This is a genomic window from Acinetobacter sp. YH12129, assembly GCF_013418685.1.
Lineage (GTDB): Bacteria > Pseudomonadota > Gammaproteobacteria > Pseudomonadales > Moraxellaceae > Acinetobacter > Acinetobacter amyesii.
This window is the reverse complement of sequence record NZ_VPBP01000017.1, coordinates 45,598-71,814: the sequence shown is the minus strand read 5'-3', so window position 1 is coordinate 71,814 and position 26,217 is coordinate 45,598. Positions and strand designations below refer to the sequence as shown.

Annotated in this window: 23 protein-coding genes; 10 read left to right on the top strand and 13 right to left on the bottom strand. The window is 41.4% G+C overall.

Annotated elements, in window-relative coordinates; all coding sequences use genetic code 11:
• Positions 1-182 precede the first annotated feature (182 nt).
• The 5 genes from FTU65_RS10240 to FTU65_RS10220 all read right to left on the bottom strand — a co-directional run bounded on the left by FTU65_RS10240 (position 183) and on the right by FTU65_RS10220 (position 4,904).
• Positions 183-617 carry a hypothetical protein gene (locus FTU65_RS10240; protein ID WP_180065919.1) on the bottom strand — a complete coding sequence of 145 codons (435 nt, stop codon included), beginning with the start codon at positions 615-617 and terminating at the stop codon, positions 183-185.
• Positions 618-745: 128 nt separating this feature from the next.
• The gene (locus FTU65_RS16345; RefSeq protein WP_257222720.1) at positions 746-1,117 is read right to left on the bottom strand and encodes a hypothetical protein; all 372 of its coding nucleotides are present in this window, start codon (positions 1,115-1,117) and stop codon (positions 746-748) included.
• A gap of 390 nt (positions 1,118-1,507) precedes the next feature.
• Positions 1,508-1,765, bottom strand: a complete 258-nt coding sequence (locus FTU65_RS10230) for a hypothetical protein (RefSeq protein WP_180065921.1) — start codon at positions 1,763-1,765, stop codon at positions 1,508-1,510.
• 26 nt (positions 1,766-1,791) lie between these two features.
• Entirely contained in the window at positions 1,792-1,932 is a 141-nt protein-coding gene (locus tag FTU65_RS10225) for a hypothetical protein (protein WP_180065923.1), read from the bottom strand.
• A gap of 77 nt (positions 1,933-2,009) precedes the next feature.
• Positions 2,010-4,904 carry a valine--tRNA ligase gene (locus FTU65_RS10220; protein ID WP_180065925.1) on the bottom strand — a complete coding sequence of 965 codons (2,895 nt, stop codon included), beginning with the start codon at positions 4,902-4,904 and terminating at the stop codon, positions 2,010-2,012.
• A 184-nt stretch (positions 4,905-5,088) separates the two neighbouring features.
• Here FTU65_RS10220 and FTU65_RS10215 point away from each other — a divergent pair, with 184 nt between their 5' ends.
• The 3 genes from FTU65_RS10215 (at position 5,089) to FTU65_RS10205 (ending at position 7,702) form a co-directional block, all read left to right on the top strand.
• Positions 5,089-5,760, top strand: a complete 672-nt coding sequence (locus tag FTU65_RS10215; protein ID WP_180065927.1) for a hypothetical protein — start codon at positions 5,089-5,091, stop codon at positions 5,758-5,760.
• 44 nt (positions 5,761-5,804) lie between these two features.
• The gene (locus tag FTU65_RS10210) at positions 5,805-6,611 is read left to right on the top strand and encodes an SDR family oxidoreductase (RefSeq protein ID WP_180007565.1); all 807 of its coding nucleotides are present in this window, start codon (positions 5,805-5,807) and stop codon (positions 6,609-6,611) included.
• A 74-nt stretch (positions 6,612-6,685) separates the two neighbouring features.
• A complete protein-coding gene (locus FTU65_RS10205) occupies positions 6,686-7,702 on the top strand; it encodes a hypothetical protein (RefSeq protein ID WP_180065929.1) in 1,017 nt (338 codons plus the stop codon).
• A 33-nt stretch (positions 7,703-7,735) separates the two neighbouring features.
• Here FTU65_RS10205 and FTU65_RS10200 read toward each other — a convergent pair whose 3' ends face one another.
• The 8 genes from FTU65_RS10200 to sdsA all read right to left on the bottom strand — a co-directional run bounded on the left by FTU65_RS10200 (position 7,736) and on the right by sdsA (position 18,453).
• A complete protein-coding gene (locus FTU65_RS10200) occupies positions 7,736-8,179 on the bottom strand; it encodes a YbjQ family protein (protein ID WP_180065931.1) in 444 nt (147 codons plus the stop codon).
• 3 nt (positions 8,180-8,182) lie between these two features.
• Entirely contained in the window at positions 8,183-8,539 is a 357-nt protein-coding gene (locus FTU65_RS10195) for a YbjQ family protein (RefSeq protein WP_078192212.1), read from the bottom strand.
• Positions 8,540-8,689: 150 nt separating this feature from the next.
• Positions 8,690-10,144, bottom strand: a complete 1,455-nt coding sequence (gene adeK, locus FTU65_RS10190; RefSeq protein ID WP_180065938.1) for a multidrug efflux RND transporter AdeIJK outer membrane channel subunit AdeK — start codon at positions 10,142-10,144, stop codon at positions 8,690-8,692.
• Positions 10,144-13,323 (bottom strand): efflux RND transporter permease subunit, encoded by a 3,180-nt coding sequence (locus FTU65_RS10185; RefSeq protein WP_180011501.1) that lies wholly within the window; start codon positions 13,321-13,323, stop codon positions 10,144-10,146. The genes adeK and FTU65_RS10185 overlap by 1 nt, the downstream gene beginning before the upstream one ends.
• 12 nt (positions 13,324-13,335) lie before the next feature.
• Complete coding sequence (locus FTU65_RS10180; protein WP_180011503.1) at positions 13,336-14,601, bottom strand: efflux RND transporter periplasmic adaptor subunit; 1,266 nt, start codon at positions 14,599-14,601, stop codon at positions 13,336-13,338.
• Positions 14,602-14,643: 42 nt separating this feature from the next.
• Entirely contained in the window at positions 14,644-15,240 is a 597-nt protein-coding gene (locus tag FTU65_RS10175) for a phosphatase PAP2 family protein (protein ID WP_180065933.1), read from the bottom strand.
• A 152-nt stretch (positions 15,241-15,392) separates the two neighbouring features.
• Complete coding sequence (locus tag FTU65_RS10170) at positions 15,393-17,444, bottom strand: site-specific recombinase (protein WP_180065940.1); 2,052 nt, start codon at positions 17,442-17,444, stop codon at positions 15,393-15,395.
• 31 nt (positions 17,445-17,475) lie between these two features.
• Positions 17,476-18,453, bottom strand: a complete 978-nt coding sequence (gene sdsA / locus FTU65_RS10165; protein ID WP_078191391.1) for an All-trans-nonaprenyl-diphosphate synthase — start codon at positions 18,451-18,453, stop codon at positions 17,476-17,478.
• Positions 18,454-18,912: 459 nt separating this feature from the next.
• Here sdsA and rplU point away from each other — a divergent pair, with 459 nt between their 5' ends.
• The 7 genes from rplU to cysG all read left to right on the top strand — a co-directional run bounded on the left by rplU (position 18,913) and on the right by cysG (position 26,052).
• Entirely contained in the window at positions 18,913-19,224 is a 312-nt protein-coding gene (gene rplU, locus FTU65_RS10160; protein ID WP_078191390.1) for a 50S ribosomal protein L21, read from the top strand.
• 19 nt (positions 19,225-19,243) lie between these two features.
• A complete protein-coding gene (gene rpmA, locus FTU65_RS10155; RefSeq protein ID WP_067764378.1) occupies positions 19,244-19,498 on the top strand; it encodes a 50S ribosomal protein L27 in 255 nt (84 codons plus the stop codon).
• Between the two features lie 181 nt (positions 19,499-19,679).
• Positions 19,680-21,308 (top strand): YadA-like family protein, encoded by a 1,629-nt coding sequence (locus tag FTU65_RS16180; RefSeq protein WP_218952800.1) that lies wholly within the window; start codon positions 19,680-19,682, stop codon positions 21,306-21,308.
• Between the two features lie 232 nt (positions 21,309-21,540).
• A complete protein-coding gene (gene lolA, locus FTU65_RS10145) occupies positions 21,541-22,236 on the top strand; it encodes an outer membrane lipoprotein chaperone LolA (protein WP_180011509.1) in 696 nt (231 codons plus the stop codon).
• Positions 22,237-22,397: 161 nt separating this feature from the next.
• Complete coding sequence (locus tag FTU65_RS10140; protein WP_180066756.1) at positions 22,398-23,189, top strand: RsiV family protein; 792 nt, start codon at positions 22,398-22,400, stop codon at positions 23,187-23,189.
• A gap of 117 nt (positions 23,190-23,306) precedes the next feature.
• Positions 23,307-24,578 carry a serine--tRNA ligase gene (gene serS, locus FTU65_RS10135; RefSeq protein WP_180066755.1) on the top strand — a complete coding sequence of 424 codons (1,272 nt, stop codon included), beginning with the start codon at positions 23,307-23,309 and terminating at the stop codon, positions 24,576-24,578.
• A 73-nt stretch (positions 24,579-24,651) separates the two neighbouring features.
• Positions 24,652-26,052 (top strand): siroheme synthase CysG, encoded by a 1,401-nt coding sequence (cysG, locus tag FTU65_RS10130; RefSeq protein WP_168378121.1) that lies wholly within the window; start codon positions 24,652-24,654, stop codon positions 26,050-26,052.
• Positions 26,053-26,217: the final 165 nt, after the last annotated feature.

Sequence of the window (26,217 nt, the reverse complement as noted above, 5' to 3'; positions counted from 1 at the left end):
AAGTATTTGGATTGTCACTGCTTGCTCCAAAGTTAACATGTTGAGCAGTCCAAAATGACCGCTATATTAACCAAGGGGGTCAGTTTTTAAATGCCATTAGGGGGTCATTTTTACACTGCCGCTAACACTTACCAGTTATGCCATCAAAACAAGCCAACCATTCGAGTAATGGAATGATTGGCTTAAGCAGGATTCAGGTTATCTAAAATCTTTTTACTAGGGTCAGGAAGTTCATTTGTAAATTCAATTAAAAAATTTTCATTAGGTAAAATATGAAGGACTAGGTTTGAGCCTTCAGCATTCCTATCTAAAAAAATTGCATTTTTATTTTTTAATACACTAGATCTATCTTGATTAGTTATTGAATATTCAATAATGGGTGATTTTTTTCTATTAAAAGTGATACAGCAATATTGACCTGAGGACTCATACGAGCCTAAAAATTTTGCTCCTTCCACATTCGCTATTCCTTCATTATTTATTCGAACATTTGCAAAATCATTACTTGAATAATTTATTACACTGTAGTCAAAAGTATCTTGATTGTTGTTAATGTGATTGGAACATCCACTTAATATTGTGATGGAGGTAATTATAAATATTATTGTATGTTTCATTGTAATTCTTTTTAAAGTAATAAAGGGTCAACAAATAGTCAGCCCTTTATACTATAAATTAGATCAAACTAATAGTGCATTAAAGTGCTGTAATTTGTACCATATCCACTTTGATATTTGCTAACTGATCAGTAAATATAAGTTCTTTTAATCTTATCATCCTTAAGATATAGCACAGACATGGCACAGGTTTCTTCAAGTACATTAATGCTAATGCCGCCATTATTTAGTATCACTCTTGCTGATTCTGGTGCATTGTCGAAATCAAAGGGTGTTGCTGTAGGCTCTAGATAAATATCAACTAGTTTTTCACCTCTTGGGGTTATTTCGAATACACCAAAATTACCGAGGTCAGTGTTTCCATCATCACTTTCATAAAAGTACACCTTATCAGAATCAGCAATACGGAACTCGAAAAGGTATTTCATACCGACTTTATTTGGATTTTTCAAAATACGAAAAGCATCAAGTTTTCCATCGCCGTTGAAGTCGATCATCATTGGTTTCTTTAGATGAGTTGTATCTACTTTATACCCCTTAGGTATAGCTGTGGGATTGTTAACTAAGTCTACTGGTTCAGGTGTTGGTGGAATCTCAATGCTTTCTTCAAGAGGTTATTTTAGCTGACTTTCATTTGATTCCCTTGCATGATCTTTGGATTTTTTAACTTCATGAACATCTTGCGAACATGCAACTAAGATAAAAGCTAGTAAGCTTAATATTATTGTATTTTTCATTTTTTAATTCTTTAAAATAATAAAGTAGTGAATAATCAGATATTTATACTACAAATTAGATCAAACTAATAGGATATTAAAGCGTTGTAATTTATGCCATATTCACTTTAATTTTATTTAGTAAATTCAGCACTTTTAGCTTAATTATACAATTTAAATTATTCCTTTATTTTTAATGACTTCTTTTAAAAAGTCCTCAAAGCTATTACTTACTTTTTGCTGAGATTTACAAACTTTATATATCCCTAAATCATAGCCAATACTATTAATTTGAATAGCGTAGGCTGACATCCAAAGTAAATATTCAGAAAAAACAAAACAATTTTTTTGCGGAAAGTTTTCTAGTCCTTTAAAATGTTTAACAGGTTTAAACTCATCTAATGCAAAAAATGAAAAGCCTTCATCACCCAAATTTCCTTCTCCTGTCCCATTAAAAATTAAAAAATATGCTTTAAAATTTCAGGTAATCGAACTTGATAAGTTTTTTCGAAACGATCCATCTCTAGCTGAGTTGCAGGTTCATTGATTCGTAAGCCTTGTTTTAAACAATGTTGTTTTAATTCTTCAATCACCTTCATTGTTATATCATTTATTTTAATGAAAAAGGGAAGCTACAGTGAGCTTCCCTTTTTTAGATTAAATCGCAAGCTTTAAATTAAAGCGCTGCAATTTGCTCCATATTCGCTTTAATTTTCGCTAACTGGTCAGCAAACTCAGCAAGCTTCACTTTCTCGCCTTCAACCACAGCCGCAGGAGCTTTTGCCACAAAACCTTCGTTAGAAAGTTTAGTTGCAATTTGGTCATGCTGTTTTTGAACCTTGTCTAAGTCTTTTTGCAAACGACCCAATTCCGCTTTAGGGTCAATTAAACCCTTCATTGGAACGAATACAGACACGTGACCCACTACAGAAGAAGAAGACAATGGCGGTTGTTCAGCATCAGCCAAGAAGGTAATGCTTTCAACTTTAGCCAATGCTTTGAACAACGGTTCAATACGTGCGATTTGTGCTTTTTCAGCATCAGTGGTGTTTTGAAGAAGTACAGGCAACAAACGCGCATTACCTAGACCCATTTCACCACGGATGTTACGCACCGCACCAATCAAACCTTGCAGCCACTGCATATCTGCTTCAGCTTGTTCGTTGATTTTCGCTTCATCTGCAACAGGGTACTGAGCCAACATGATTGTTTCGCCAGAAATGTTCAGTTTCGGCGCAAGCGTTTGCCAAATTTCTTCTGTAAGGTACGGCATCAATGGATGAGCCAAACGTAAAGACGCTTCCATTACTGCAAGCAATACACGACGAACTTCAGCTTTACGCTCAACCGATACGTTTTCGTCATTTAGAACAGGCTTAGTCAGCTCTACATACCAGTCACAGTATTCATTCCAAATGAACTCGTAAATCGCTTGTGCAGCCAAGTCTAAACGGTAAGTCGCAAATGCTGTTTGCACTGCTTGTTCCGCTTTTTGCAGACGGCTTACGATCCATTGTTCAGGCAATTCCCAAAGGTCTTGACGAACTTCTTGACCAATCACTTGCTCTTCGCAGTTCATCATCACGAAACGGGTAGCGTTCCAGATCTTGTTGGCAAAGTTACGGTAGCCTTCAACACGCTTCATGTCGAACTTGATGTCACGACCTGTGTTTGCAAGCGCACAGAAAGTGAAACGTACAGCATCCGTACCGTAAGACTGAATACCTTCAGGGAACTCTTTACGTGTTGATTTTTCAATCTTCGCCGCTTGTTTCGGGTTCATCAAACCAGTCGTACGTTTTTGTACTAAAGTTTCAAGATCAACGCCGTCAATCAAATCTAATGGGTCAAGCACGTTGCCCTTAGATTTAGACATTTTCTGACCTTCGCCATCACGTACCAAACCGTGAACGTACACAGTTTTGAACGGCACTTGTGGTGTGCCATCTTCATTTTTCATGAAGTGCATGGTCATCATGATCATGCGGGCAACCCAGAAGAAGATAATGTCGAAACCAGTCACCAATACATCAGTCGGGTGGAAAGTGTTTAAGAAATAGTTTTCTTTATCTTTCGCAGCGTCGCCTGTCCAACCTAAAGTTGAGAATGTCCAAAGACCAGAAGAGAACCATGTATCAAGCACGTCTTCGTCTTGATTCAATTCAACTTCAGGTGCAATGCCGTTTTTCGCACGAACTTCAGCTTCATCACGACCTACAAATACGTTACCTTCAGCATCGTACCAAGCAGGGATACGGTGACCCCACCACAATTGACGTGAGATACACCAATCTTGGATGTTGTTCATCCAAGCCATGTACATGTTGCTATATTGCTCAGGAACGAATTTAATTTCGCCATCTTTAACCGCTTTAATTGCAGGCTCAGCAAGTGGAGCAATTTTCACATACCATTGGTCAGTCAGTAGAGGCTCAACGATCACGCCTGAACGGTCACCACGAGGTGGCTTCAAGGTATATGGTTGAATTTGGTCTAACCAGCCTTCAGCTTCCGCTTGAGCAACCAATTGCTTACGTGCTTCAAAACGTTCTAAACCAATGTAGTCCGCAGGTGCAGGAATGGTTTTAGAAATTTGCTCGCCCGCTTTTGCGATGTATTCAAACTCAGCAAGAACTTCAGCATTTTTGTTGAAGATGTTGATGATTGGAAGTTCACAGCGTTTGCCCACTTCATAGTCATTGAAGTCGTGCGCAGGGGTGATTTTCACACAGCCTGTACCAAATTCTTTGTCTACATATTCGTCTTTAACGATTGGAACAGCACGGCCTGTAATTGGCAAGATAATGTTTTTACCAACAAGCGCTGCATAGCGTTCATCATCAAGCGCAACCGCAACAGCTGTATCGCCAAGCAATGTTTCAGGACGAGTGGTCGCAACGACAATGTGATCTTTACCGTCGTGAGTACGAAGTGACTTATCTTCAAAGAAATATTTGAAGTGCCACAGTGAACCTGCTTCTTCTTTATCAGACTCAACTTCTAGGTCAGAAAGGGCAGTTTGTAGTTTAGGGTCCCAGTTGACTAGGCGTTTACCACGGTAAATCAAACCTTCTTCATGTAACTTAACAAATACTTCTTTAACCGCGTTAGAAAGACCCTCGTCCATGGTGAAGCGTTCACGTGACCAGTCTACAGATGAGCCTAGACGACGAATTTGACGGGTAATGTTACCGCCAGATTGTTCTTTCCATTCCCACACTTTTTCGATGAACTTTTCACGGCCAAGATCATGACGGCTTACACCTTGCGCACCTAACTGACGCTCTACAACCATTTGCGTTGCAATACCCGCGTGGTCAGTACCTGGTTGCCATAAGGTGTTTTTACCAGACATGCGGTTATAACGAGTCAACGCATCCATAATGGCATTGTTGAAACCATGACCCATGTGCAAGCTACCAGTGACGTTTGGTGGCGGAATCATAATACAGAATGAATCACCTTTTTGAGATGGCTTGAAGTAGCCTCTCTCTTCCCAAGTCTTGTACCATTTTTTTTCGATCTCGGTCGGATCGTAGGTCGTAGCAATATTTTGCGCTGAATCAGTCATAGTCTAAACAGATCAAAAGTGGATAAAAAATTAGATCTATTGTAGCAAAAAAAATGGTGAATTAGGGATGTTAGGCGAATGTTAACTTTTAGGATTTGGCAGTAAATAAAAGAGTCCGTATGATAGGACCTAAGATAAGAAGTATCCATTGATCCCAAAACTATGATAAAAGGAGCAATATCAAATGACTTATTCTATTTCTTTAAAGATTCAACCTACGACATATCAACGTTTTGAGACGATTCATCAAAAACTCAATGCAGGTGAAACAGAAAGTCAGTCCAAAGCCTTAGGGGATAATTTAGCGGATATTGCATGTGAAATTTTAGATCAAGTTTTTGGCCAAATGGCGCGCATGAATAAGTCTGGAGACAATGAATCCGAAAAAATTATTCAGCAAATACGTGAAACGACCCGTAAATATATGCCGTGGTCGGTGTCTTTTTTCGGCAATGACCGCCTTGTACCGATGGTGAATTATTTATATGGACGTTTTTATAGCGAAGATGGTCAGCATTTTATGCATTACCCGATCGATGCCTCTTTAGCCACTGACTTGCTGGGCTATGTCAGTCAGATGAAAGATGGGCAAAATCAATACGTGCCGCTCGCGTTGAAAGCATTCACGCAAGTGGTCGATGCAGGGGTGACGCATTTGGTGCGTGAACCGAAAAAAATGCTGAAATTTAACATGGTGGTGGATAAAACTTTAACCGGTGTCATCAATCTCACCACGCAACTCGGTTATAAACGTTTTGATAAACTCGGCAAAATTTATGATGCACAATCGATGAGTCAGTACTTTGATCATTTTATGGTGTTTTTGAACAATGAGCCTGTACTACGTAAAGCATAAAATACATATAAATGAATAAATTAGTTATTTAAAAGGATGTCAAAATGGCAAAACGTGATGATTTGAACGGAAAAGTGGTATGGATTACTGGGGCATCGTCAGGTTTGGGTGAAGCTTTAGCAAAAGAATGTGCTTTGCAAGGGGCGCAGGTCATTTTGACCGCACGTCGTTTTGAAGAGTTGGAAAAAGTCCGTGTTTCATTATTACATCCAGATCAGCATCTTTCAGTGTGTGCAGACATTACCAATGAAGAACAAGTTCGCCATGCTTATGAACAAGTCCTTGCGCATAAAGGCCGAATTGATTGGCTAATCAATAATGCGGGATTGAGTCAGCGTGCATTGATCACGGATACGACCATGCAGACTGAACGAGCCATCATGGAAGTAGATTATTTTTCTCAAGTATTTTTGACTAAAACCGTTTTACCGACTTTTTTAGCGCAAAAGTCTGGTCGAATTGCTTTTGTTTCAAGTGTTGCAGGCTTATTAGGGACACAGTACCGCGCGACCTATTCTGCTGCAAAAGCTGCCATTCATATGTGGGCGAACAGTCTACGTGCGGAAGTTGCGGATCAAGGGGTGGGCGTATCGGTGATATTCCCCGGATTTGTCAAAACCAATGTTTCATTTAATGCACTCAATGGTGCCGGCAAGCCACAAGGGCATCAGGATGAAGCCATTGAAAATGGTCTAGAAGCCAATGAGTTTGCCGAAACGGTGGTGCAATCTTTGCAACGTGGGGAAGAATACATCGTGGTGGGTGGTTCTAAAGAAAAGCTCGGTGTTTGGGTATCTCGATTATCACCGACAACGTTATATAAAATGATTCGTAAAACCAAAGTGAAGTAAATTTTATCAAGTTTAAATAGTTTAAAAGTCACTCTTAACAGTGACTTTTTTAATGAGTATCGAGATTATAAGAAATGAAAAAGAATAATTTTAACAAATGGGGAATAGCCATCATTTTGTGCGCAATCATTGGTGCAATCGGTACAGTGGCATATTTTTATTTTAAACAGAAAACTCAAAAAATTGAGCAGAAGTCAACGCTCGAAAAGCCTGAAAAAGAAATAGGAACTGTATCAGAACCAGTTATTGAATCTGTTGAGATTGAACCTAAAGTTGAAGCGGCGAGTGCAGAAGTTGTTATGCGAGGACCAAATGAGGGGTGGTTACCGATCGAAGCACTGTTTGATGAAAAAGGATTATTGAAGTCTGAGTATTACAGTCAAAATCCTCAAGATTCAGATGTTGATAAATTACCTTATAGCTCGAATAAAATTGGTGATTTTAAATGGCGAGCTGAATTTCATCCTGTTGATGATTTTAAAGGCGATCAGGCTAGATTCAAAGATCAATGTTTTGGATATTGTGTTTTAGTGAAAGGTAAGTTGCTGACCAGTGTTGAATCGACTGTATTTACGGGAGCATTTATTGCGAAAGATCATTTGATCGAAGTGATTGCACATAAGGGGAGTGGCGCATATATGCCTGTCAACTATAGCTTTATCAAAATCGACAAAGCTGGTAATGCAGAGTTAATCTCAGATGATCATAATTCTTACAAAGATCAATTGGCTCGTATCAATCATTCGGGACTCGAGATTGACTTAAAACCATTTAGAAAACTTCAATATTTTCTTCTAATGAATGAAAAGGGTTTAAATGTGTCGATGCAAAAACCCAATAAGGTGGATGTCGAACCGACTCAGTGTAAAGAGTATTACGAAGGAACATTAGAGGCATGTCCAACTTTATATGGATGTAAAGCTGACATTGTGGTGCAAGATCTGGCACGTGCTTATGCTGGAGATGTTGCATTTAGTTATCATGATCCAAATATTGATGAAAAGAAATTTAATGAGGTTTGCTTTAAAGTTTGTCGCAATGAAAAAGTGAGTTATGAAGAGTTTGAAAACACATTGTGTAAAGTAAATTAAATAGTAAAAATAAATTGGGGAGAAGTAGAGAGATCAGATGTCTCTCTTTTGAATTGCTGTTCCATACGCAAAGACTTCGACCATGCCGCCTTGCATACCCAACTCAGTGGTGCTTAAACGTAAGCCCATAATTTGGTTTGCGCCCATCTTTTCAGCTTCTTGCTTTAAACGCACCACGGCTTCACGACGTGCCCGATCGACGATGCTTTCATAACTGGTTAAACGTCCGCCAAAGAAGTTCTGAATATTGGCAATCACATATTTAAAATAATCATGTGAAATCACTACATTACTTGAAATCAGTTGTCCGAAATGTTCAGTAGTTTTAAAGCGGTTGTTGTCTATGTGAATATGCGATAAACGTTTTTCTTGAGCTTCGAGTTCTTTGAGATGCTTTTGTTCGATATGGCGACCGAAGCCCCAACCAATACAAAAGAGCACCACAAAGATCAGGACTTTAAAAATAAAGGCATCCATGACTTAGTCCTGAGTTGGAAATGGGTCTGGTAGTTTTGCTGAGTTGGCTTCTACGCGAACTGCCGTGCCATATACAAATAATTCAGAGGCGCCTTGAGCAATATTTGAGGTTGAAAAACGGATGCCGACGACTGCATTCGCGCCTAAGGCACGTGCTTTATCAATCATACGGCTCATAGCTTCTTGACGGGATTCTTCGAGTAGTTCTGTATAACCTTTGAGTTCACCACCCACGATATTTTTTAGGCCAGCCATAAAGTCACGACCAACATGTTTACTGCGGACAGTACTGCCATAAACGACATCAAGTTGTTGTGTAATGGTATGACCCGGAACAGATTCAAGATTACTTAAAAGCATTTTTAGTTATCAATATAAAAAGGTGAATTGAAGATAGGAAACTCTTCAGCAAAAAGCAATATCTTCATTTTTATTTTGTAGCTCCGATCTAAAAATGAAAAAGCCCACCGAAGTGAGCTTTTCAAATATTACGGGCTAGGCTAAATCAAATTATTGTTTTGATGTTGCTTTACGCTCAGCAGTAGAAGGTTGGTATTGCACAGCATCAGAAGTATTGGCTTTGATACCACCACCAAGTGTTTTATACAATTCAACTTGGTTGTTGAGATTTGCTTGTTCAAGCAACAACAAACCTTGCTCAGCTGCATAAGATGCACGCTGCGCATCCAGTACAGTTAAGTAGCTATCAATACCAGCACGGAAGCGGGCATTTGATAGTTTGTACGTTGTATTGGTTGCATCAACTAAACGGCGCTGTGCTGCAATACGGTCACCAATGTTTTGGCGAACTGCAAGCGCATCATTTACTTCACGGAAAGCTGACTGAACTGATTTTTCATAATCAGACAATGCAATTTTCTGGTCAGTTTCAGAAACTTTAATATTGGCCTGACGTGTACCCCAGTCGAAGATTGGAATATCTAGGCTAGGGCCAGCAGACCATACAAAGTTGCCTGATTTAAATAGATCACCTAAGTCCGTTGAAGCATAACCCGCAGAACCTGTCAGGCTAATCGTAGGGAACAGACGTGCTTTAGCTGCACCAATGTTCGCACCAGCGGCAGACAGTTTGTATTCAGCTGCACGTACATCTGGACGGTTGTTCAACAAATCACTTGGAATACCTGAACCAATGGTATTGGTCGAAGTAATACGATTGACACGTTGGTTCGGCAGCAAGTTCGCAGGCACTTGTTGACCCACTAATAGATTCAATAAATTTTGCGCTTGAGCAATTTGAGTTTTGTAGTTCGCAACATCATTACGTGCAGTTTCTACAGAAATTTGAGCCTGACGAACAGGAACTTCACTGTCAATACCGACATCAAAACGCTTTTTGTTGAGGTTGTAAGATTCAAGCTGAGCTTTTAAGGTTTGATCCGCAAGCTTCAAGTTCGAATTGGCATACGCGTAGTTTAACCATGCTTGAGCCACTTGACCGATCAACGCAATTTGTGTTGCATCACGGGCACTTGCAGTTGCAAGGTAACTGTCCAAAGCATTGTCTTTTAAGCTACGTACACGACCCCAAAAATCAAGTTCATAGGCAGTGACACCTAAACCGACATTGTAAGAGGTGATAGGCTTTTGTGTATTCAACGTGTCTTGACGAAGTACACTACCACTTGCACCAATGGTTGGTAATTGACCATTGGCAGTGATTTGATACTGTTGCTGTGCACGTTCAATATTTAAAGCAGCCGTACGTAGGTCACGGTTATTGGCTAAAGCTAAGTCAAGAACTTGTACCAGACGTTGGTCAGCAAAGAAATCTTTATATCCTTGTTCAGCAACAGAAGTACCTGAAGCACTTGCTGTGTAGCTTTCGGGGATATTGGTCTGAACAACCGGCTCTGGACCACGCATGCTTTGGCAGGCAGCCAAAGCAAGCGCAAGTGAAGAAACCGCAATGCTACGACCTGCAATAGACCATACATTTTGCATCACGATAAATGCTCCTGATTATTTTGTTGTTTTGGTTTGTACTTAAAGATACTTCGGATCCATACGTAGAACACAGGAATAAAGAAGATACCAAGTAGGGTAGAACTGATTACGCCACCCAATACACCATAACCTACAGAGTGCTGACTACCTGCACCTGCACCCGAAGAAAGGGCAAGCGGAAGTACACCAAAACCAAAGGCTAAAGTGGTCATGATAATTGGACGTAGACGCATTTTAGCGGCATGCAATGTTGCGTCAAACAGATCTTCACCTTTTTCTTGAAGTTCTTTGGCGAATTCTACGATCAAGATCGCATTCTTCGCGGACAAACCAATGACGGCAATAATAGCCACCTGGAAGTAAATGTTATTCGCCAAGTTTGGATTTTTGAAGAACACCATTCCAAGGAAAGTCAGTAATAACGCACCCAATACACCTAATGGTACAACCAGTAATACTGAGAACGGAATAGACCAGCTTTCATACAAGGCAGCAAGACATAGGAAGACGATTAACAATGAAAGTGCGTATAGGAATGGTGCTTGTGCGCCAGACTCACGTTCTTCTAGAGATAGACCAGTCCATTCATAGTCAAAGCCTTGAACGCCCATCGAAGGAAGTTTTTGTACAATTTCTTCCATCGCTTTCATCGCGTCGCCCGAACTTACACCCACACCCGGTGAACCTTGAATGTTCACAGATGCGATACCGTTATAACGTTCAAGACGTGGTGAACCATAAGTCCATTCACCAGTAGCGAAGGTCGAGAATGGAACCATTGTGCCTTGGTTGTTACGGACATACCACTGGCTCAGGTCTTCAGGCATCATACGTGCCGCAGCTTCACCTTGTACATAGACTTTCTTCACACGACCACGGTCAACGAAGTCATTGATGTAAGAACCACCCCATGCCATACCCATTGTGGTGTTAATCTCAGAAATACTCACACCCATTGCACCAGCTTGAGCTTGGTCAATCGTGATTTTGTACTGTGGTGTATCTTCTTGACCGTTAGGACGAACACCCATGAGGCGTTTATCTTGAGCAGCCATACCGAGCACCATATTACGGGCATCGATAAGTTGTTGATGGGTTTGACCTGCAGAAGCTTTTAACTGCAAGTTGAAGCCGGCAGTTACACCCAATTCAGGCATTGCTGGTAATTGGATTGGCATGATGTATGAAGCATCCTTCACGATCATGTTCAATGCCATACCACGTTGAATAATCGCACCCACTTGAGATTCAGGTGATGTACGGTCTTCCCAATCTTTTAACTTGATGAATGCAAGACCTGCGTTTTGACCTACACCTGTGAACGAGAAACCGGCAACACTGAATACAGAATCGACATATTTTTCTTCGTTTTTCAGGAAGTAATCGGTCATTGCAGTGACAGTTTTATCCGTACGCTCAAGTGAGGCATTCGGTGGTAACTGTACCAGTGTCATTACAACACCTTGGTCTTCTTCAGGTAAGAATGATGATGGTAACTTTTGGAATAAAAGCACTAATAAGCCAATCACAACCGCATAAATCACACCAGAGAAAATCTTGTGGTGCGTCATGAAGTTCACGCCGCCTTGGTATTTATGCGCAACTTTATCAAAAGAGCTGTTAAACCAACGGAAGAAACGGGCAAAGATATTGTTGCTTTCTGGTTTGTTTGGATCATGTTGTTTCAACATGGTCGCACATAGGGCAGGGGTAAAGGTCAATGCCACAATCAATGACAGAATCATTGCTGTTACCAGCGTGATTGAGAACTGACGATAAATTACACCTGTCGTACCACCGAAGAATGCCATCGGCACGAATACAGCGGTTAACACAGAGGTAATACCGATGAGGGCACCCGAGATCTGTTTCATTGAGATTTCAGTTGCAGTCACTGGGTCAAGATGATCTTCAACCATGACACGTTCAACGTTCTCTACGACAACAATTGCATCATCCACGAGGAGACCAATCGCCAGTACCATCGCGAACATGGTGAGAGTGTTGATAGAGAAACCAAACATGTTAATGACAGCAAAAGTACCCAATACCACTACAGGTACAGCCAATGTCGGAATAATCGTTGCGCGCCAGTTCTGTAAGAACAAGAACATCACAAAGAATACGAGAATCACGGCTTCTACAAGGGTATGTACAACACTTTCAATCGATAACTTAATGAATGGAGTCGTATCAAATGCAAGCGTGTCTTCTAAACCTTCAGGGTAGTTTGGACGTAGTTCTTTTAAACGTGCTTCAACAGCTTCGGCTGTATCTAATGCGTTTGCACCAGTTGCTAGTTTGATCGCTACACCACCAGCAGGTTTGTTGTTGAACTTAGAGTTGAACTGATAGTTGTCAGCACCTAATTCAACACGTGCAACATCACCTAAACGTACCTGAGCACCATCACTACTGTTACGCAGGAAAATGTTTTTAAACTGCTCTGGTGTTTGCAACAAACTTTGTGCTGTAACTGTCGCGTTCAGTACTTGACCTTCAGTTGCAGGCGCACCGCCTAACTGACCAACAGCAACCTGAGCATTCTGTGTACGGATAGCCGTAGCCACATCACTCGGTGTAACTTTCAGGTTTGCCATTTTGGCCGGATCTAGCCAAATACGCATCGCATAAGAACCACCGAATACTTGGACTTCACCTACACCTGCCACACGGCTGAGAGGTTCAGAAATATTCGAGTTTACATAGTCCTTAATGTCGTCCGCAGTCAACTTACCCGATGGTGAGTGGAATGCTACAACTTGTAGGAAGCTTGCGCCAGATTTGGTTACTTTTACACCTTGACGCTGTACATCTTCAGGTAATAACGCTGTCGCAGACTGGAGTTTGTTTTGGACTTGAACTTGGGCGATATCTGGATCGATCCCTTGTTCAAAGTTCAATGTAATAGATGCTTGACCGTTACCCGCACTGTTTGACGAAATATAACGTAAGCCATCCAAACCATTCATTTGTTGTTCAATGATTTGGGTTACGGTGTTTTCAACTGTTTCTGCAGACGCACCAGGGTAAGTCGCAGAGATTGAAACCGTTGGCGGCGCAATGGTCGGATACTGTGCAATTGGCATATTAGATAGCGTGAGTACACCCGCCAACATAATCACCAATGCAATCACCCACGCAAAAATGGGGCGATGAATAAAGAATTGAGCCATTCAGTCTACTCCCTATGCGTTTGAAGTAGCTTTTTGTTCAGTTTTAGGCGCTGCTTGTTCTGCGGCTTTAGCGTTTGGCTTTGCTGCAGCAGGTTGTTGCGCACCTTGAGGTGCAGCAGCCTGAGGTTGATACGGTTTGGCTACAACTTGTTGCTCTGGCTTAACTTTCGCAATACCGTCAACAATCACTTTATCGCCAGTATTCAAGCCTTGAGTCACGATCCAGTTTGCACCTTGTGTACCAACAGTGGTTACAGGACGAGATTCAACAGCACCTTTTGCATTCACAATCATTGCAATCGCTTGACCTGTAGGGGTACGCGTAATGGCAGCTTGTGGAATCAGGTAAGCATTTGGAATCACACCTTGAACGATGCGAGCATTGGCAAACATACCCGGAAGTAATAAATGATTCGGGTTAGAAAAAACAGCACGAAGTGTAACCGTACCTGTATCTGGGTTTACACTCGCATCAGAAAATGCAAGACGACCTTCAATTGGGTATTCGCTACCATCTTCAAGACGTAATTTCACTTTGGTGTTATTACTGCTGTCCAAGTTGCCTTGGCTTAACTGTTGGCGTAGACGAAGAAGTTCAGCACTTGATTGGTTAATGTCAACGTACATTGGATCAAGACGTTGAATTGTGACTAATGGATCAGCCTGAGATGCAGTAACTAATGCACCCGCTGTCACTGTTGAACGGTTAGTTTGACCCGAAATTGGCGCACGTACAGTTGAATAACCTAAGTTAATTTCTGCATTTTTAAGTTCTGCCTGAGATGCAGCAACGTCTGCTTCAGCCAGTTTTACTTGCGCAACAATATCGTCATATTCTTGTTTTGAAATCGCATTTGAGCCAACAAGCTGACGGTAACGACCTTCTTTAACACGTAACACGTTTAGGTTTGCTTGTTGACGTGTTAAAGCAGCACGAGCACTGTCAGCTGAAGCACGGTTTGTACGCGAGTCGATCTCGTACAAGGCTTGTCCTTCGCGAACATAACTGCCTTCTGCAAATAGACGTTTCAGTACTACACCACTGGTTTGTGGACGTACTTCTGAAATTTCATAGGCAGATGTACGGCCTGAAAGTTCAACAGATTGTTCAACGCTTTGCGGTTGGGCAACAATGACACCGACTTCAGTTGGTGGCATTTGCTGTGCAGCAGCAGCTTGCTGTGCATCTTTAGGATCTTTGCTACAACCAACAAGTGCAATACTTGTTGCCAATGCGCAAGCAGTCAGGGCAGGAGCCCAAAGCTTTGCAGACATCATTGTTCCACCTCAATTAGATATTTATCTAAATTATTCATTTGTTTACGCTTTACTGATTTTGATGTAACTCAAATAAAGTAGCGTGATCCAAATAAAACTTATGCTCCAACCGGATAAGACATCTGTCGGAAAATGAACCCCAACATAAACTCGCGAAACACCCATACACAGCATCCATAACAATGCCAAAATGGTGATCAAGCGATGTTGAGCATGTTGTCGGTAAATCAAGATCATAAGACACGCAAGCGATGCAGCATAACAACTGTGTGCGCTTGGGAATGAACTCCCGTAAGACGCTACAAGATAGTACATTTCTGGGGGACGCGGTCTGGTGAACGTAAATTTAAGCAACCATGCAAGGCCGATACTTCCAAAGATCCCTATACTGATAAAAACAATCTCTGTGTATTTTTTATACCACGCAAAGTGTAAACACCATAGCGTGGTGAAAAATAATACAAAAGGCATGCCCCCTAGCGCCGAAAGTCCGATGGCAATTTGATTAAAAACAGCAATACGGTGCTGACTCATCCATTCCACGATACTTAAATCTAATAGATTTAAATAGCTAGAATAAAGCGACAACACACTGATAATTAATGCAAAAAAACCAACAAACAGTAGCGTTCGTGGCATATTTTATTCCTTGTCATTTTAACCGGTTTGAGCTCGGTTAATTAATGGATTAAAGTGTACTCATCAGTACACTTTATTTCAAGTATGTGTAAATCATACTGATTTTATTTTTTGTGTTCATTTACATCTTACTAAAATAAAACACAAATCTGCTAATGATTGTTCTTACTGGCTTGTGTGCCATCTTCAACTTCAAGTGGGGTTTTCGGTGGCCAGAAAAAGTCACTTGGTCGCGTTAGAAAATGAGTCATCACCAGTTTAGCCAGTGGTTTCCATTGTTCAAATCTTACGCGACGTGCCCGTAGTGCCACAATAATGGTTAACGTGAAACTGACGAATAAGTTAGTCAGACCGATCAGAATAACCCCTAAGAATGACACAATGATTAAGCCAATGTCTGGTGAACCATTAATATTGATGAGGCCTTGAATGAAGTTGGCCGAGGCGAAGGCGATATGGCGAATATCTAAAGGTAAACCAAAAATAAATCCAATTGTTCCCATACTGCCCAGCATGATCCCGAATAAGAAGTTACCTGCTAAAGCACCTAAGTTTCGCTCAATGTAAGCGGCAAGCTTATCCAGTCTCTCTTGACCCATGATGCGTTTTAACTTTGGATGTGCTTGAATCCGTGGTCCAACTTTGCGATAGATCGCCATGTTGTCAAAGTATCCAGCAAGCAAACCTGATAAAAACAAACATACCCCAGCTATCGCAGCATGTGGCACAGCCAATGAGGTAAATGGATTGAGGTCGTGTAAGGTTTTAGCTGCTTTTGCATGATTCATTAATGGCTCATGCAAAGCCATGTCCCAACTTAATGCGATCAATGCTGCAACAGGAATCGCAATACTGATGTTGCCTAAGATTGCAATAAACTGGGTTCGAATGATGTTAATAATTAGCGCGGCAAGTTCGGCAATCTGCGCCATTTTCGAGCCTTTACGATGCTGAACCGTCGAGGCAAGGGCGGCAGCTGTCATCGCAGGCTGTTTAGTGGCAACAGTAAAATGTAAGACATGTATCAGCATAAAGCCGAGAGAGTAATTTAGGCTGTATGAAATGGCTTGCATTAAAGGAGCCATTGTCAAACGTGTCATCAGTACTTTTAAAGTTGCCATACACGCAATGATCACACCGGCACCTGCCGCAGATCTGTACATGCTCATAAAGCCTTGTTTGTCCGTACTTACATAGTGTTCGCCAGTTTTACTTGCGTTTTCGGTGACTTGTAGGGCAACCAATTCACTATTGGTGGCGAGCAAATCGCGCACACTGCGCTCGCTATAAATCGCTGACGTCACATCACTGAGTAAACTGCCCATGGACACATAGCGGACATCATCTTCTTCAACAATCAGGTTGAGTAAGATTTCTAAGCGATCTAAACACTGTTCTAAAAGCGACAATAAGTAAGTCAGGCTGACACTTACACCAATTCGTTTGGTCGCACGCCGAATCTTCAGCACCACATCACGACATTGTTCCAGCATTACCAACGCTTGAGAAGCATCTGGCGGTAGCACAGCACTCATTTCTTCAGCACTTTGATGGAGCTTTTTATACTGCTGAATAAAATCGTTTATTTCGCGGTTTTGCACCAAAAAAGGTGATTCATATTCGGTCAGTTCAGGCTGTGCATTAATAAATTCAGGATATAAGCCAATACCACTTACCCGATAGGACAAAACGGTAATGGCTTTAATTAACTCACGGCGAATTTTCTTTTTTTCTTCCTGATTGCTATGGCCTTGGTTAAACAATCGAAAGAGCTGCATCCATTGCTGATCATCAATACTGTCCAGCCAATATTTGTCGCTATGACGATAAAAAACTCGACGGACTAAATCTTGTAATTGAGTTTCGTCATTGATCAGAGGAAGAAAATGTGCGCCAAGCCGTTGGAACAGTTGTCCCCAAAAACCATCGAGAGACAAAATACCCGTGTCCGCATATAAACTGGTTTGTTTATATCGGCTAATGAGTTTTAGGACAAAACTTTGCAAGGTAGAGGCTGCATCTGGCGTGATGAGTAAAGCTTGGATGAAAGCCTGAAATTTTTTCTTAATTTCGTCGGTATTTTTTGTATCTTCTGGTCGAATTCGGTTGACCAATTCGATCAGCAAGTTTTCATCCAGCACAGCCCGAGGGGTATCGAGCTGTTGCTGCATGGTCAAAAAGATATCATTGAGTTTTATATGCATAGGCAAGGGGAATTACGAGGAATATTGTTAATTATTGAATTCGGTGTAATGCCAAGTTTGCGAGGTTGATTAAAGCTTGACGATATTCAGTATCTGGTAGCGCTGCTAAAGCGGCTAGTGCTGCCTCAGTTTCTTCAGTCGCTCGTTGGCTACAATAATCAAGTGCCCCAGAGCTTTGTACAATCTGAATAACACGCTCTAAATCTGCCGTACCACCTGTGGCAATACTGCGGCGAATAATGTCATGTTCTTCGCCAGTGGTATTCTTTAAGGCAGAGATTAAAGGTAAAGTTGGTTTACCTTCCATCAAATCATCGCCAATATTTTTACCTAATGTTTCAGCATCTGAGGTGTAATCTAAAATATCGTCAATAATTTGAAAGGCATTTCCAAAGTGTCCCGCAAATTTTCTAAGCGGTTCACGGTACTCTGGTGTACCCGTCAAAATCGCTGCACCTTCGGTAGCGAGCTCAAATAAACGCGAAGTTTTACCGTGAATAATATCTAAATAGGTTTGTTCAGTAGTTTCGGGTTGGTGTTGTGATTGAAGTTGTAAAACTTCACCTTCAGCAATTTCACAGGTACCTGTTGAAAAGTCTTTGAGTAATACTTTGCTGTCTAGATCCACCAATAAATCAAAAGCGCGAGAAATCAAAAAATCACCCACAAGTACGGCAGTTTGATTATTCCATGTCGCATTTGCTGTTGGGCGGCCACGGCGTAAACCCGATTCATCGACTACGTCGTCATGAACCAAGGTTGCGGTATGTAGCATTTCTATAATTGCTGCAAGTTTACGGTGTTTTTCTAAATCTTCTGCGCCACATGCCTTTGCTGCAAGTAAGCACATAATGGGACGCATGCGTTTACCGCCTGCTTCAACCACATGTTTACTGACTGCCATGACCAAGGCAACTTTAGACGTGATCCCTTCATTAATAAATTTGTCCATCGCAGCAAAGTCAGTAGCAACAGGCGCGAGAATATCTTGCTTAAAGTCGATGGTCATATGAAGAGAAACCTCAATAATTTTTGAATTACAGACGTAGTGTAGCAATTTGTTATATGAATAACAGATAAGAACTTACTCAATTGACTTAATCTTAAGTGATTTTTTTCATCAAGCGGAAGTATTGTACTTATTTTTTAACAGACTTTTATCTTTAGCATGTTGTTTGAACAGCATGTTGTTGATGTCAGTCCAGTGTATATTAGCGAATTGTTGCTAAAAATCTATGTTAAACCTTGCCAAAAGCATGATAAGTGAAATAGAGCACTCATTTTAATGGTTTTAATGACACTGTTTATATAATAAACGCATACTCATCTAATATTTTACGGAAATGACTTGTTGTTTTTTGGGTTATCCCTTAAAATCTTTGCCTTTGCGAAACCCCAGTGACGATCGTTTTAAGATCGGTATATCCCTTTACCGGCACGACAACACGGGCATGTTTGGAGTACTTAAATGTACGCAGTAATCCAAAGCGGTGGTAAACAACACCGTGTAGTTGAGGGTGAAACCCTTAAAGTAGAATTATTGAAAGCTGAAACTGGCTCAACTGTTACTTTTGATGACGTGTTGATGCTTGTTAACGGTGACAGCATTCAAATTGGTGCACCAGTAGTAGCTGGCGCTAAAGTAACTGCTGAAGTAGTTAGCCATGGTCGTCACGACAAAATCCGCATCATCAAAATGCGTCGTCGTAAACACTATCGTAAACAACAAGGTCACCGTCAATGGTTCACTGAGTTGAAAATTACAGCTATTTCAGGCTAATTACGAGGAGTAAGTAGACATGGCAACTAAAAAAGCCGGTGGTTCGACTAAAAACGGTCGTGACTCGAACCCAAAAATGTTGGGTGTTAAAATCTACGGCGGTCAATCTGTGACTGCTGGTAACATCATCGTTCGTCAACGTGGTACTGAATTCCACGCTGGTGTAAATGTAGGTATGGGCCGTGACCATACTTTATTTGCAACTGCTGACGGCGTTGTAAAATTCGAAGTGAAAGGCCAATTCGGTCGTCGCTACGTATCTGTTGAAGCGTAAGCTTTAATAGAAAAAAACCCGTATTTTTTGCGGGTTTTTTTTCGTCCGAAGAATATGTGAAGTATTTTTTTAGATTGTTACAAACGATGTATAAATCAATAAATCACCATAAATAGTGACTTAAATCACAAAATATAAAGAGCGTAATAGAGGAGCATAAATACTAAAAAAGGATAAGGACATGAATAAAATCTTGAATACAGTTTTTATCAATGCTGACTATCAGAAAAGGAATTGTCCTGATAAAAGCCGACAAATTGCATTTGAAAAGACGCTAGGACTTGGTGAAACAACTTCAATCGCTATTAAAGCTATACCAAAATTACTTGCTGTGAGTATTTTACTTTCTCTAGGTTCAATTGCATGGGCTGGTGGTTCAGGAGAGCATACCTCAGGTGGTTTAACCTGTTCGAGTGGTTGTAATGATTCACATCAACATTCGGGCGGAAAAGGACACACAAGTCATGGAGATGGCAATGGTTATGGACATAGTGGCGGAGGAAAACCTCATGGTGGGCATCAAGGTTTACCTGGCGCTGATGGCAAAGATGGCGTGGATGGTGTGGACGGCAAAGATGGCGTGGATGGTGTAGACGGCAAAGATGGCGTCGATGGCAAAGATGGTATAGACGGCAAGGATGGTGTCGACGGACTTAATGGCTGTGATGGAGTCGATGGTAAAGATGGTGTCGATGGACTCAATGGCCGAGATGGAATTGACGGCAAAGATGGCGTCAATGGACTCAATGGTCGAGACGGAATCGATGGTAAGGATGGTGTCGACGGATTAAATGGTCGTGATGGACTCAATGGCCGAGACGGAATCGATGGTAAAGATGGTTTGAACGGTCTGAATGGAAGCAATGGTCTAGATGGTGCAAGTGCTTATCAAGTTGCGGTGAGCAATGGTTATGAAGGCAATGAAGACCAATGGTTAGAAAGTCTACGTGGTGCAGTTGGCGCACAAGGGCTAACAGGTGAAAATGGTTTCAGTGCATATGAACTTGCGATAAAAAATGGATTTGTCGGTACTGAAGTGGACTGGTTATTGAGCTTAAAAGGAACAGATCCGTACATTAAAATACAATCAAACGTTGCCAATACCGCACCTAAACCAACTGCGAATGGACAAGATGCGATTGCAGTCGGTGCCGGTAATAAAGCTGATGGCAATCAGTCTATTGCCCTCGGTGTAAACAATACCGTCAATGGTGATGGCTCTGGTGCAGTAGGTTCAAATAATACAGTCACAGGTAATAATACCTATGTGATTGGTAACAATATCAACACATCGGCAAATAATGCTGTTGTACTAGGCAATGGTTCAAGCTCTAATCGCAATAATACGGTTTCTGTTGGCTCGGCTGGTGCAGAGCGGCAAATTATTCATGTGGCAGCTGGTACGGCAGACACTGATGCAGTGAATGTGAAGCAAATGCGTCAAGCAGATCTAGAAGTGCTAAATAGTTCAAAAACATATACAGATCAGCATGGGGCAAATGTACTCAATCAAGCCAATAGTTATACCAACCAACGTGTGAATGAATTGAACCATAATTTCAATAAATTTAAAGATAATGTTTATGGTGCTGTTGCTTCAAGTATTGCAATCGCCTCCTTACCGCAACCCACAGATGCTGGATACAACATGTTTAGTGTAGGTATGGGGACTTGGGAAGGTTCACAAGGCTATGCAGTTGGTTTTAGAGGAGTAACTGAGAGCAATAAATATGTTTATAAATTGGCTGCAACAGGGAACTCTGAAGGTGACTTTGGCGCTGGTGCATCGATCGGTTGGCAATGGAAATAACTCAATATTGGAATGTTGAAATTGCTAAAATGTTGTTTAATTATTTGAAAGGCATTTGAGTCAAGTCAAGTGCCTTTTTATTTTATATTTCTCCATCATGATGAATAAAAAACAGCAATTTGCATTAATAACCATACAAAACTTCTTATTTTCTCTAAATTTAGTCAATGAAAGTGGTTTAAGATGGAGCCATCTAACAAATTGCGTTGATGCAAATATAAAAGGTGAATCTATGAAAATGCTTCGTAAAACCATCTGTGCTATGGCATTAGGTGCAGCGACACTGGCACCGGTTATGAGTACGACAGTATTCGCGGCACCAGTTGCAGCGTCGGAGCAGCAGGCAACTGCCAATTTGGTGAAACAATTATCGGGTATTAAAAGTTTTACTGCTAACTTTCAGCAAACTACAAAAGTGACCAACCCGAAAGCCACTCAAAAGAAAGGTTTAAGTGCGCAGCATATGAACCAGACTTTTACTGGGGTAATGAAAGTTCAGCGTCCGGGTAAATTCTATTGGGAAACAACCAGCCCATCTAAGCAAACCATTGCGACTACAGGTAAAACAGTTTGGATCTATGACCCAGACCTACAACAAGCAGTACGCCAAAGCTTAGATGACCAAGTTGCGAATACGCCTGCATTATTATTGTCGGGTAATACGGCTCAAATCATGAAGTCTTATCGTATTACACAGCCAAATAAGACAAAAACTTATTACACCTTATATCCAAAAAGTGATGATGGCGTATTTCAAAGCTTAACCATTAGTTTTGGTGCGAAAAATGCACCAACCTTAATGATTCTCCAAGACTCATTAGGTCAAACAACAAATGTACGTTTCAATAATGTGAAGGTGAATGCGTCTATTCCAGCGTCAACCTTTAACTTTGTACCTCCAAAAGGTACGGACATTATTGATCAATAATTCTCATGAACGAAAAAAAGCAGACATCGGTCTGCTTTTTTTATGGAGAAATGTAAAGCAAGCAAGCTGAATTTAAGTGAAATTTAGTAGTATGCTGATATTCGCAGGTTGCTTAAATGAAGTGACTTGTGGTTTTGACTGTTGCTATAGGGAATTTTGGGATGAAAAAAAATCATATGAATAATATAGCTTGGGCTGTTTCAGCTGTGGTTTTAATTGGGTCATTAACGGCCTGTCATCCTCGAAATGAACCTGTTGAAGGTACAACGACGGAACAGAAGCCAGCGGTCGTCGCTGATGCGATTCCACTTATTCAATCGAAATCTGTTGCGATGCAATTGCCGAAAGCACAAGCTTGCGATGCGGAAGGTTGTACCCAATATACGATTCAAACGGTTGAAACCAATGTTGATTGGATTAATCAATATTTTACTGACCGAATTAAAAAGGCAGATCCGATTGCATTTTCAACTGAGCCGAATCAAAAAATTGATTTATCGGACAAGACGGATGCAGGCCTAAGTCAAAGTACCACTTCTGTTCGATACATTAGTCAGTGGGGGTATATTGCAACTTTTGCGATCGAAAGCTATACCTATGCAGCGCATGCTGCTCACGGCATGTCTCATGTCGAATATGTCAATTTTGATTTAAAAGCCAAAAAACGTTTGGCTTTACAAGATGTCTTGGTCAAAGGTGCAGATGCGAAAGTGATTAGCGCATTATTTGATGCCAACTATATGTGGTTAGATAGTCACGATATTGAACGTTCAAAACTACAGTTAAGCGATAATTTTTATTATGGCGCGAACGGGATCGTATTTGCTTATCCGCTGTATGAATTGGCGAGCTACGCAGAGGGCATGCCTGAGCTAAAACTTCCATATTTTATGGCTAAAGGGCTATTTAAACCTGAATATTTACCAAGTTTGCCAAATTACGAAACCAAATAAGACAATTTGCAGCAAGATTATTGGTCTAATAAGGGGCAGCTGTAAGCTCGGTCACTGTATTTTTGAGTGTTAAGAGCTTACACTATAGCCAGTTTTTTTCTTTACTTAAGATTGGCTATGATCGACCCGAAATTACTCAGAAATAATATTGAGGCTGTAAACTTAGCCTTAGCAAAACGTGGTGTTCAACTCAACGTAGCAGAGTGGGCAGACCTTGAAGCTCGCCGTAAGGAAATTCAGTCTAAAACTGAGTCGTTACAAGCTGAACGTAATGCTGGTGCAAAACAAGTTGGTCAAATTAAAAAAGCTGGCGGTGATGCATCTGAAATCATGGCACGTATGTCTGCCATTGGTGATGAAATTAAAGCGGCAGAACTCGCACTTTCTGACCTTCAGGCTGAACTCGAAGCCAAATCTTTATCGATTCCAAATTTACCTCATGAGTCTGTGCCAGAAGGTAAAGACGAAAATGACAATGTTGAAGTTCTAAAATGGGGTACACCACGTCAGTTTGATTTTGAAGTCAAAGACCATACTGATCTTGGTGAAATGATGGGCGGTTTAGAATTTGAAACCGCAACTAAATTGACAGGTACTCGTTTTAGCGTACTCAAAGGCCCATTGGCGCGTTTACAACGTGCAATTACCCAATTTATGTTAAATACACATACCTTGGAAAATGGCTATACCGAAGCTTATGTACCTTATTTGGTTAATGCAGACTCTTTACGTGGTACAGGCCAATTGCCTAAATTTGAAGAAGATTTATTTAAACTTCAAGGCGAAAAAGAATACTACCTGATTCCTACTGCAGAAGTGCCTGTAACCAACTTCGTGCGTGATGAAATCATTGACCCAGAACGTTTGCCATTAAAATATGCAGCGCATACACCATGTTTCCGTAGTGAAGCAGGTTCGTATGGTCGTGATACGCGTGGCTTAATTCGTCAGCATCAATTCGACAAAGTTGAAATGGTTCAAATTGTAAAACCTGAAACTTCGATGGATGCTTTGGAAGAATTAACGGGTCATGCCGAAGGTATTCTTCAAGCATTAGGCTTACCATACCGTAAAGTCGTTCTGTGTGGCGGAGACATGGGCTTTGGTGCAATCAAAACGTATGATTTAGAAGTTTGGGTGCCAAGTCAAAATACCTACCGTGAAATTTCATCTTGCTCATGCATGGGTGACTTCCAAGCACGCCGTATGAAAGCGCGTTACCGTGCTGACCAAAAGAAAACTGAGTTTGTACACACGCTGAATGGTTCAGGTTTGGCAGTTGGTCGTACTTTACTTGCCGTGATGGAAAACTATCAACGTGCAGACGGTTCAATTGAAATTCCAGCAGTACTTCGTCCATATATGGGCGGTGCTGAATTTATCGATTAATAGTCGATAAAGTGCATACATTTGTGCACAAAAATTACTTAAGACAATCAGATTTAAACTATTGAGGTCGTGTGTGGATATCTTTCCAATCTCTTTGAAGTTGCAGCAGCAACCTTGTCTGATTGTTGGCGGTGGTCGAATTGCATATCGAAAGGCTGTGCTGCTTGCAAAAGCGGGCGCTCAGCTGACAGTTTGCTCACCTGAAATTGAAGATGATTTATTGAGCTTGGTTAATAAAACCCAAGGTCAATATCTCAACTCGATTTATCACGAATCGGTTTATCAAGAAAATGCCATTGCGCTGCGTCAGTTTCGTTTAGTGATTGCAGCAACCAATGACAAAGCTGTCAATCAGGCGGTATTTGAAGCCTGCGAAGCTGAAAATGTCTTGGTCAATAGTGTTGATGATCCGCCGCATTGCCGTTTTATGGTTCCTGCGATTATTAACCGTTCTCCGCTGGTCATCTCCGTTGCATCTAATGGCACATCGCCAGTACTCTCGCGTCAAATACGCACCCAGTTAGAAAGCTCAATACCGCATGGCATGGGCAAACTGGCTGAGTTCTCAGGTAAGTGGCGCGCAGCCGTTAAATCCAAAATCGTCAATCCAGATGAACGCCGTATTTTTTGGGAAGACTTGTATGCAAGTCCGCTCAAAGAGCAGGTATTTAATGACAATTTGACCGAAGCCAATCGTTTGATTGAACAGGCCATATTGGAATGGAAACAGCCGAAAGGCGAGGTGTATTTGGTGGGTGCAGGGCCGGGTGATCCTGAACTGCTGACCTTAAAAGCCCTGCGTTTAATGCAGCAAGCGGATGTGGTGATCTATGACCGTTTGGTTTCTCAGCCGATTATGGACCTCTGCCGCCGTGACGCTGAAAAAATTTACGTAGGTAAAGCACGATCTAATCATGCTGTTCCGCAAGAAGGCATCAATGCCTTACTGGTGAAATATGCAAGTGAAGGCAAACGTGTCTGCCGTTTAAAAGGCGGAGATCCATTCATCTTTGGCCGCGGCGGTGAAGAAATTCAGGAACTTTTTGCGGCAGGCGTTGCCTTCCAAGTCGTTCCAGGGATTACTGCTGCATCTGGTTGTTCGGCTTATGCAGGGATTCCTTTAACGCATCGTGATTATGCGCAAAGTGTACGCTTCCTGACAGGCCATCTGAAAGAAGGTTCGCCTGAGCTGCCTTGGAATGAGTTGGTTTATCAAAATCAAACGCTTGTGCTGTATATGGGCTTGGTCGGTCTAGAAAAAATTTGTGAGAAACTCATCGCGCATGGGCAGCGTTCAGACATGCCTGTCGCATTGGTTTCTAAAGGGACGACACCTGAACAAAAAGTCGTGGTCGGGACATTGGCAGATATTGCATCTAAAGTCAGTGAATACCAAATTCAGGCGCCTACATTGACGATTATTGGTGATGTGGTGAGTCTGCGTGAACAACTTCAATGGCATGAGCGAGGATAAGCAACGCAACGCGTTGCCCGAGCGCAAGGCGAAGGCTATGCCTGAGCAAAGAGGATAAGCAAGTTCTGGTATTGTCCAATTGCAATGCGCAAGCTAAGCAAAGAGGATAAACAAGTTCTGGTATTATCCAATTGCAATGCGAAAGCTAAGCAAAGAGGATAAACA

Excerpts from the sequence above, each read along its gene's own strand:
- FTU65_RS10205 (WP_180065929.1), top strand. The coding sequence starts at position 6,686 with ATGAAAAAGAATAATTTTAACAAATGGGGAATAGCCATCATTTTGTGC.
- FTU65_RS10175 (WP_180065933.1), bottom strand. The coding sequence starts at position 15,240 with ATGCCACGAACGCTACTGTTTGTTGGTTTTTTTGCATTAATTATCAGT.
- FTU65_RS10215 (WP_180065927.1), top strand. The coding sequence starts at position 5,089 with ATGACTTATTCTATTTCTTTAAAGATTCAACCTACGACATATCAACGT.
- serS (WP_180066755.1), top strand. The coding sequence starts at position 23,307 with ATGATCGACCCGAAATTACTCAGAAATAATATTGAGGCTGTAAACTTA.
- FTU65_RS10185 (WP_180011501.1), bottom strand. The coding sequence starts at position 13,323 with ATGGCTCAATTCTTTATTCATCGCCCCATTTTTGCGTGGGTGATTGCA.
- adeK (WP_180065938.1), bottom strand. The coding sequence starts at position 10,144 with ATGCAAAATGTATGGTCTATTGCAGGTCGTAGCATTGCGGTTTCTTCA.
- FTU65_RS10200 (WP_180065931.1), bottom strand. The coding sequence starts at position 8,179 with ATGGATGCCTTTATTTTTAAAGTCCTGATCTTTGTGGTGCTCTTTTGT.
- FTU65_RS10220 (WP_180065925.1), bottom strand. The coding sequence starts at position 4,904 with ATGACTGATTCAGCGCAAAATATTGCTACGACCTACGATCCGACCGAG.
- rpmA (WP_067764378.1), top strand. The coding sequence starts at position 19,244 with ATGGCAACTAAAAAAGCCGGTGGTTCGACTAAAAACGGTCGTGACTCG.
- FTU65_RS10140 (WP_180066756.1), top strand. The coding sequence starts at position 22,398 with ATGAAAAAAAATCATATGAATAATATAGCTTGGGCTGTTTCAGCTGTG.
- rplU (WP_078191390.1), top strand. The coding sequence starts at position 18,913 with ATGTACGCAGTAATCCAAAGCGGTGGTAAACAACACCGTGTAGTTGAG.
- lolA (WP_180011509.1), top strand. The coding sequence starts at position 21,541 with ATGAAAATGCTTCGTAAAACCATCTGTGCTATGGCATTAGGTGCAGCG.
- FTU65_RS10170 (WP_180065940.1), bottom strand. The coding sequence starts at position 17,444 with ATGCATATAAAACTCAATGATATCTTTTTGACCATGCAGCAACAGCTC.
- sdsA (WP_078191391.1), bottom strand. The coding sequence starts at position 18,453 with ATGACCATCGACTTTAAGCAAGATATTCTCGCGCCTGTTGCTACTGAC.
- FTU65_RS10210 (WP_180007565.1), top strand. The coding sequence starts at position 5,805 with ATGGCAAAACGTGATGATTTGAACGGAAAAGTGGTATGGATTACTGGG.
- FTU65_RS10240 (WP_180065919.1), bottom strand. The coding sequence starts at position 617 with ATGAAACATACAATAATATTTATAATTACCTCCATCACAATATTAAGT.
- FTU65_RS10180 (WP_180011503.1), bottom strand. The coding sequence starts at position 14,601 with ATGATGTCTGCAAAGCTTTGGGCTCCTGCCCTGACTGCTTGCGCATTG.
- FTU65_RS10225 (WP_180065923.1), bottom strand. The coding sequence starts at position 1,932 with ATGAAGGTGATTGAAGAATTAAAACAACATTGTTTAAAACAAGGCTTA.
- FTU65_RS16345 (WP_257222720.1), bottom strand. The coding sequence starts at position 1,117 with ATGATGATCGACTTCAACGGCGATGGAAAACTTGATGCTTTTCGTATT.
- FTU65_RS16180 (WP_218952800.1), top strand. The coding sequence starts at position 19,680 with ATGAATAAAATCTTGAATACAGTTTTTATCAATGCTGACTATCAGAAA.
- FTU65_RS10195 (WP_078192212.1), bottom strand. The coding sequence starts at position 8,539 with ATGCTTTTAAGTAATCTTGAATCTGTTCCGGGTCATACCATTACACAA.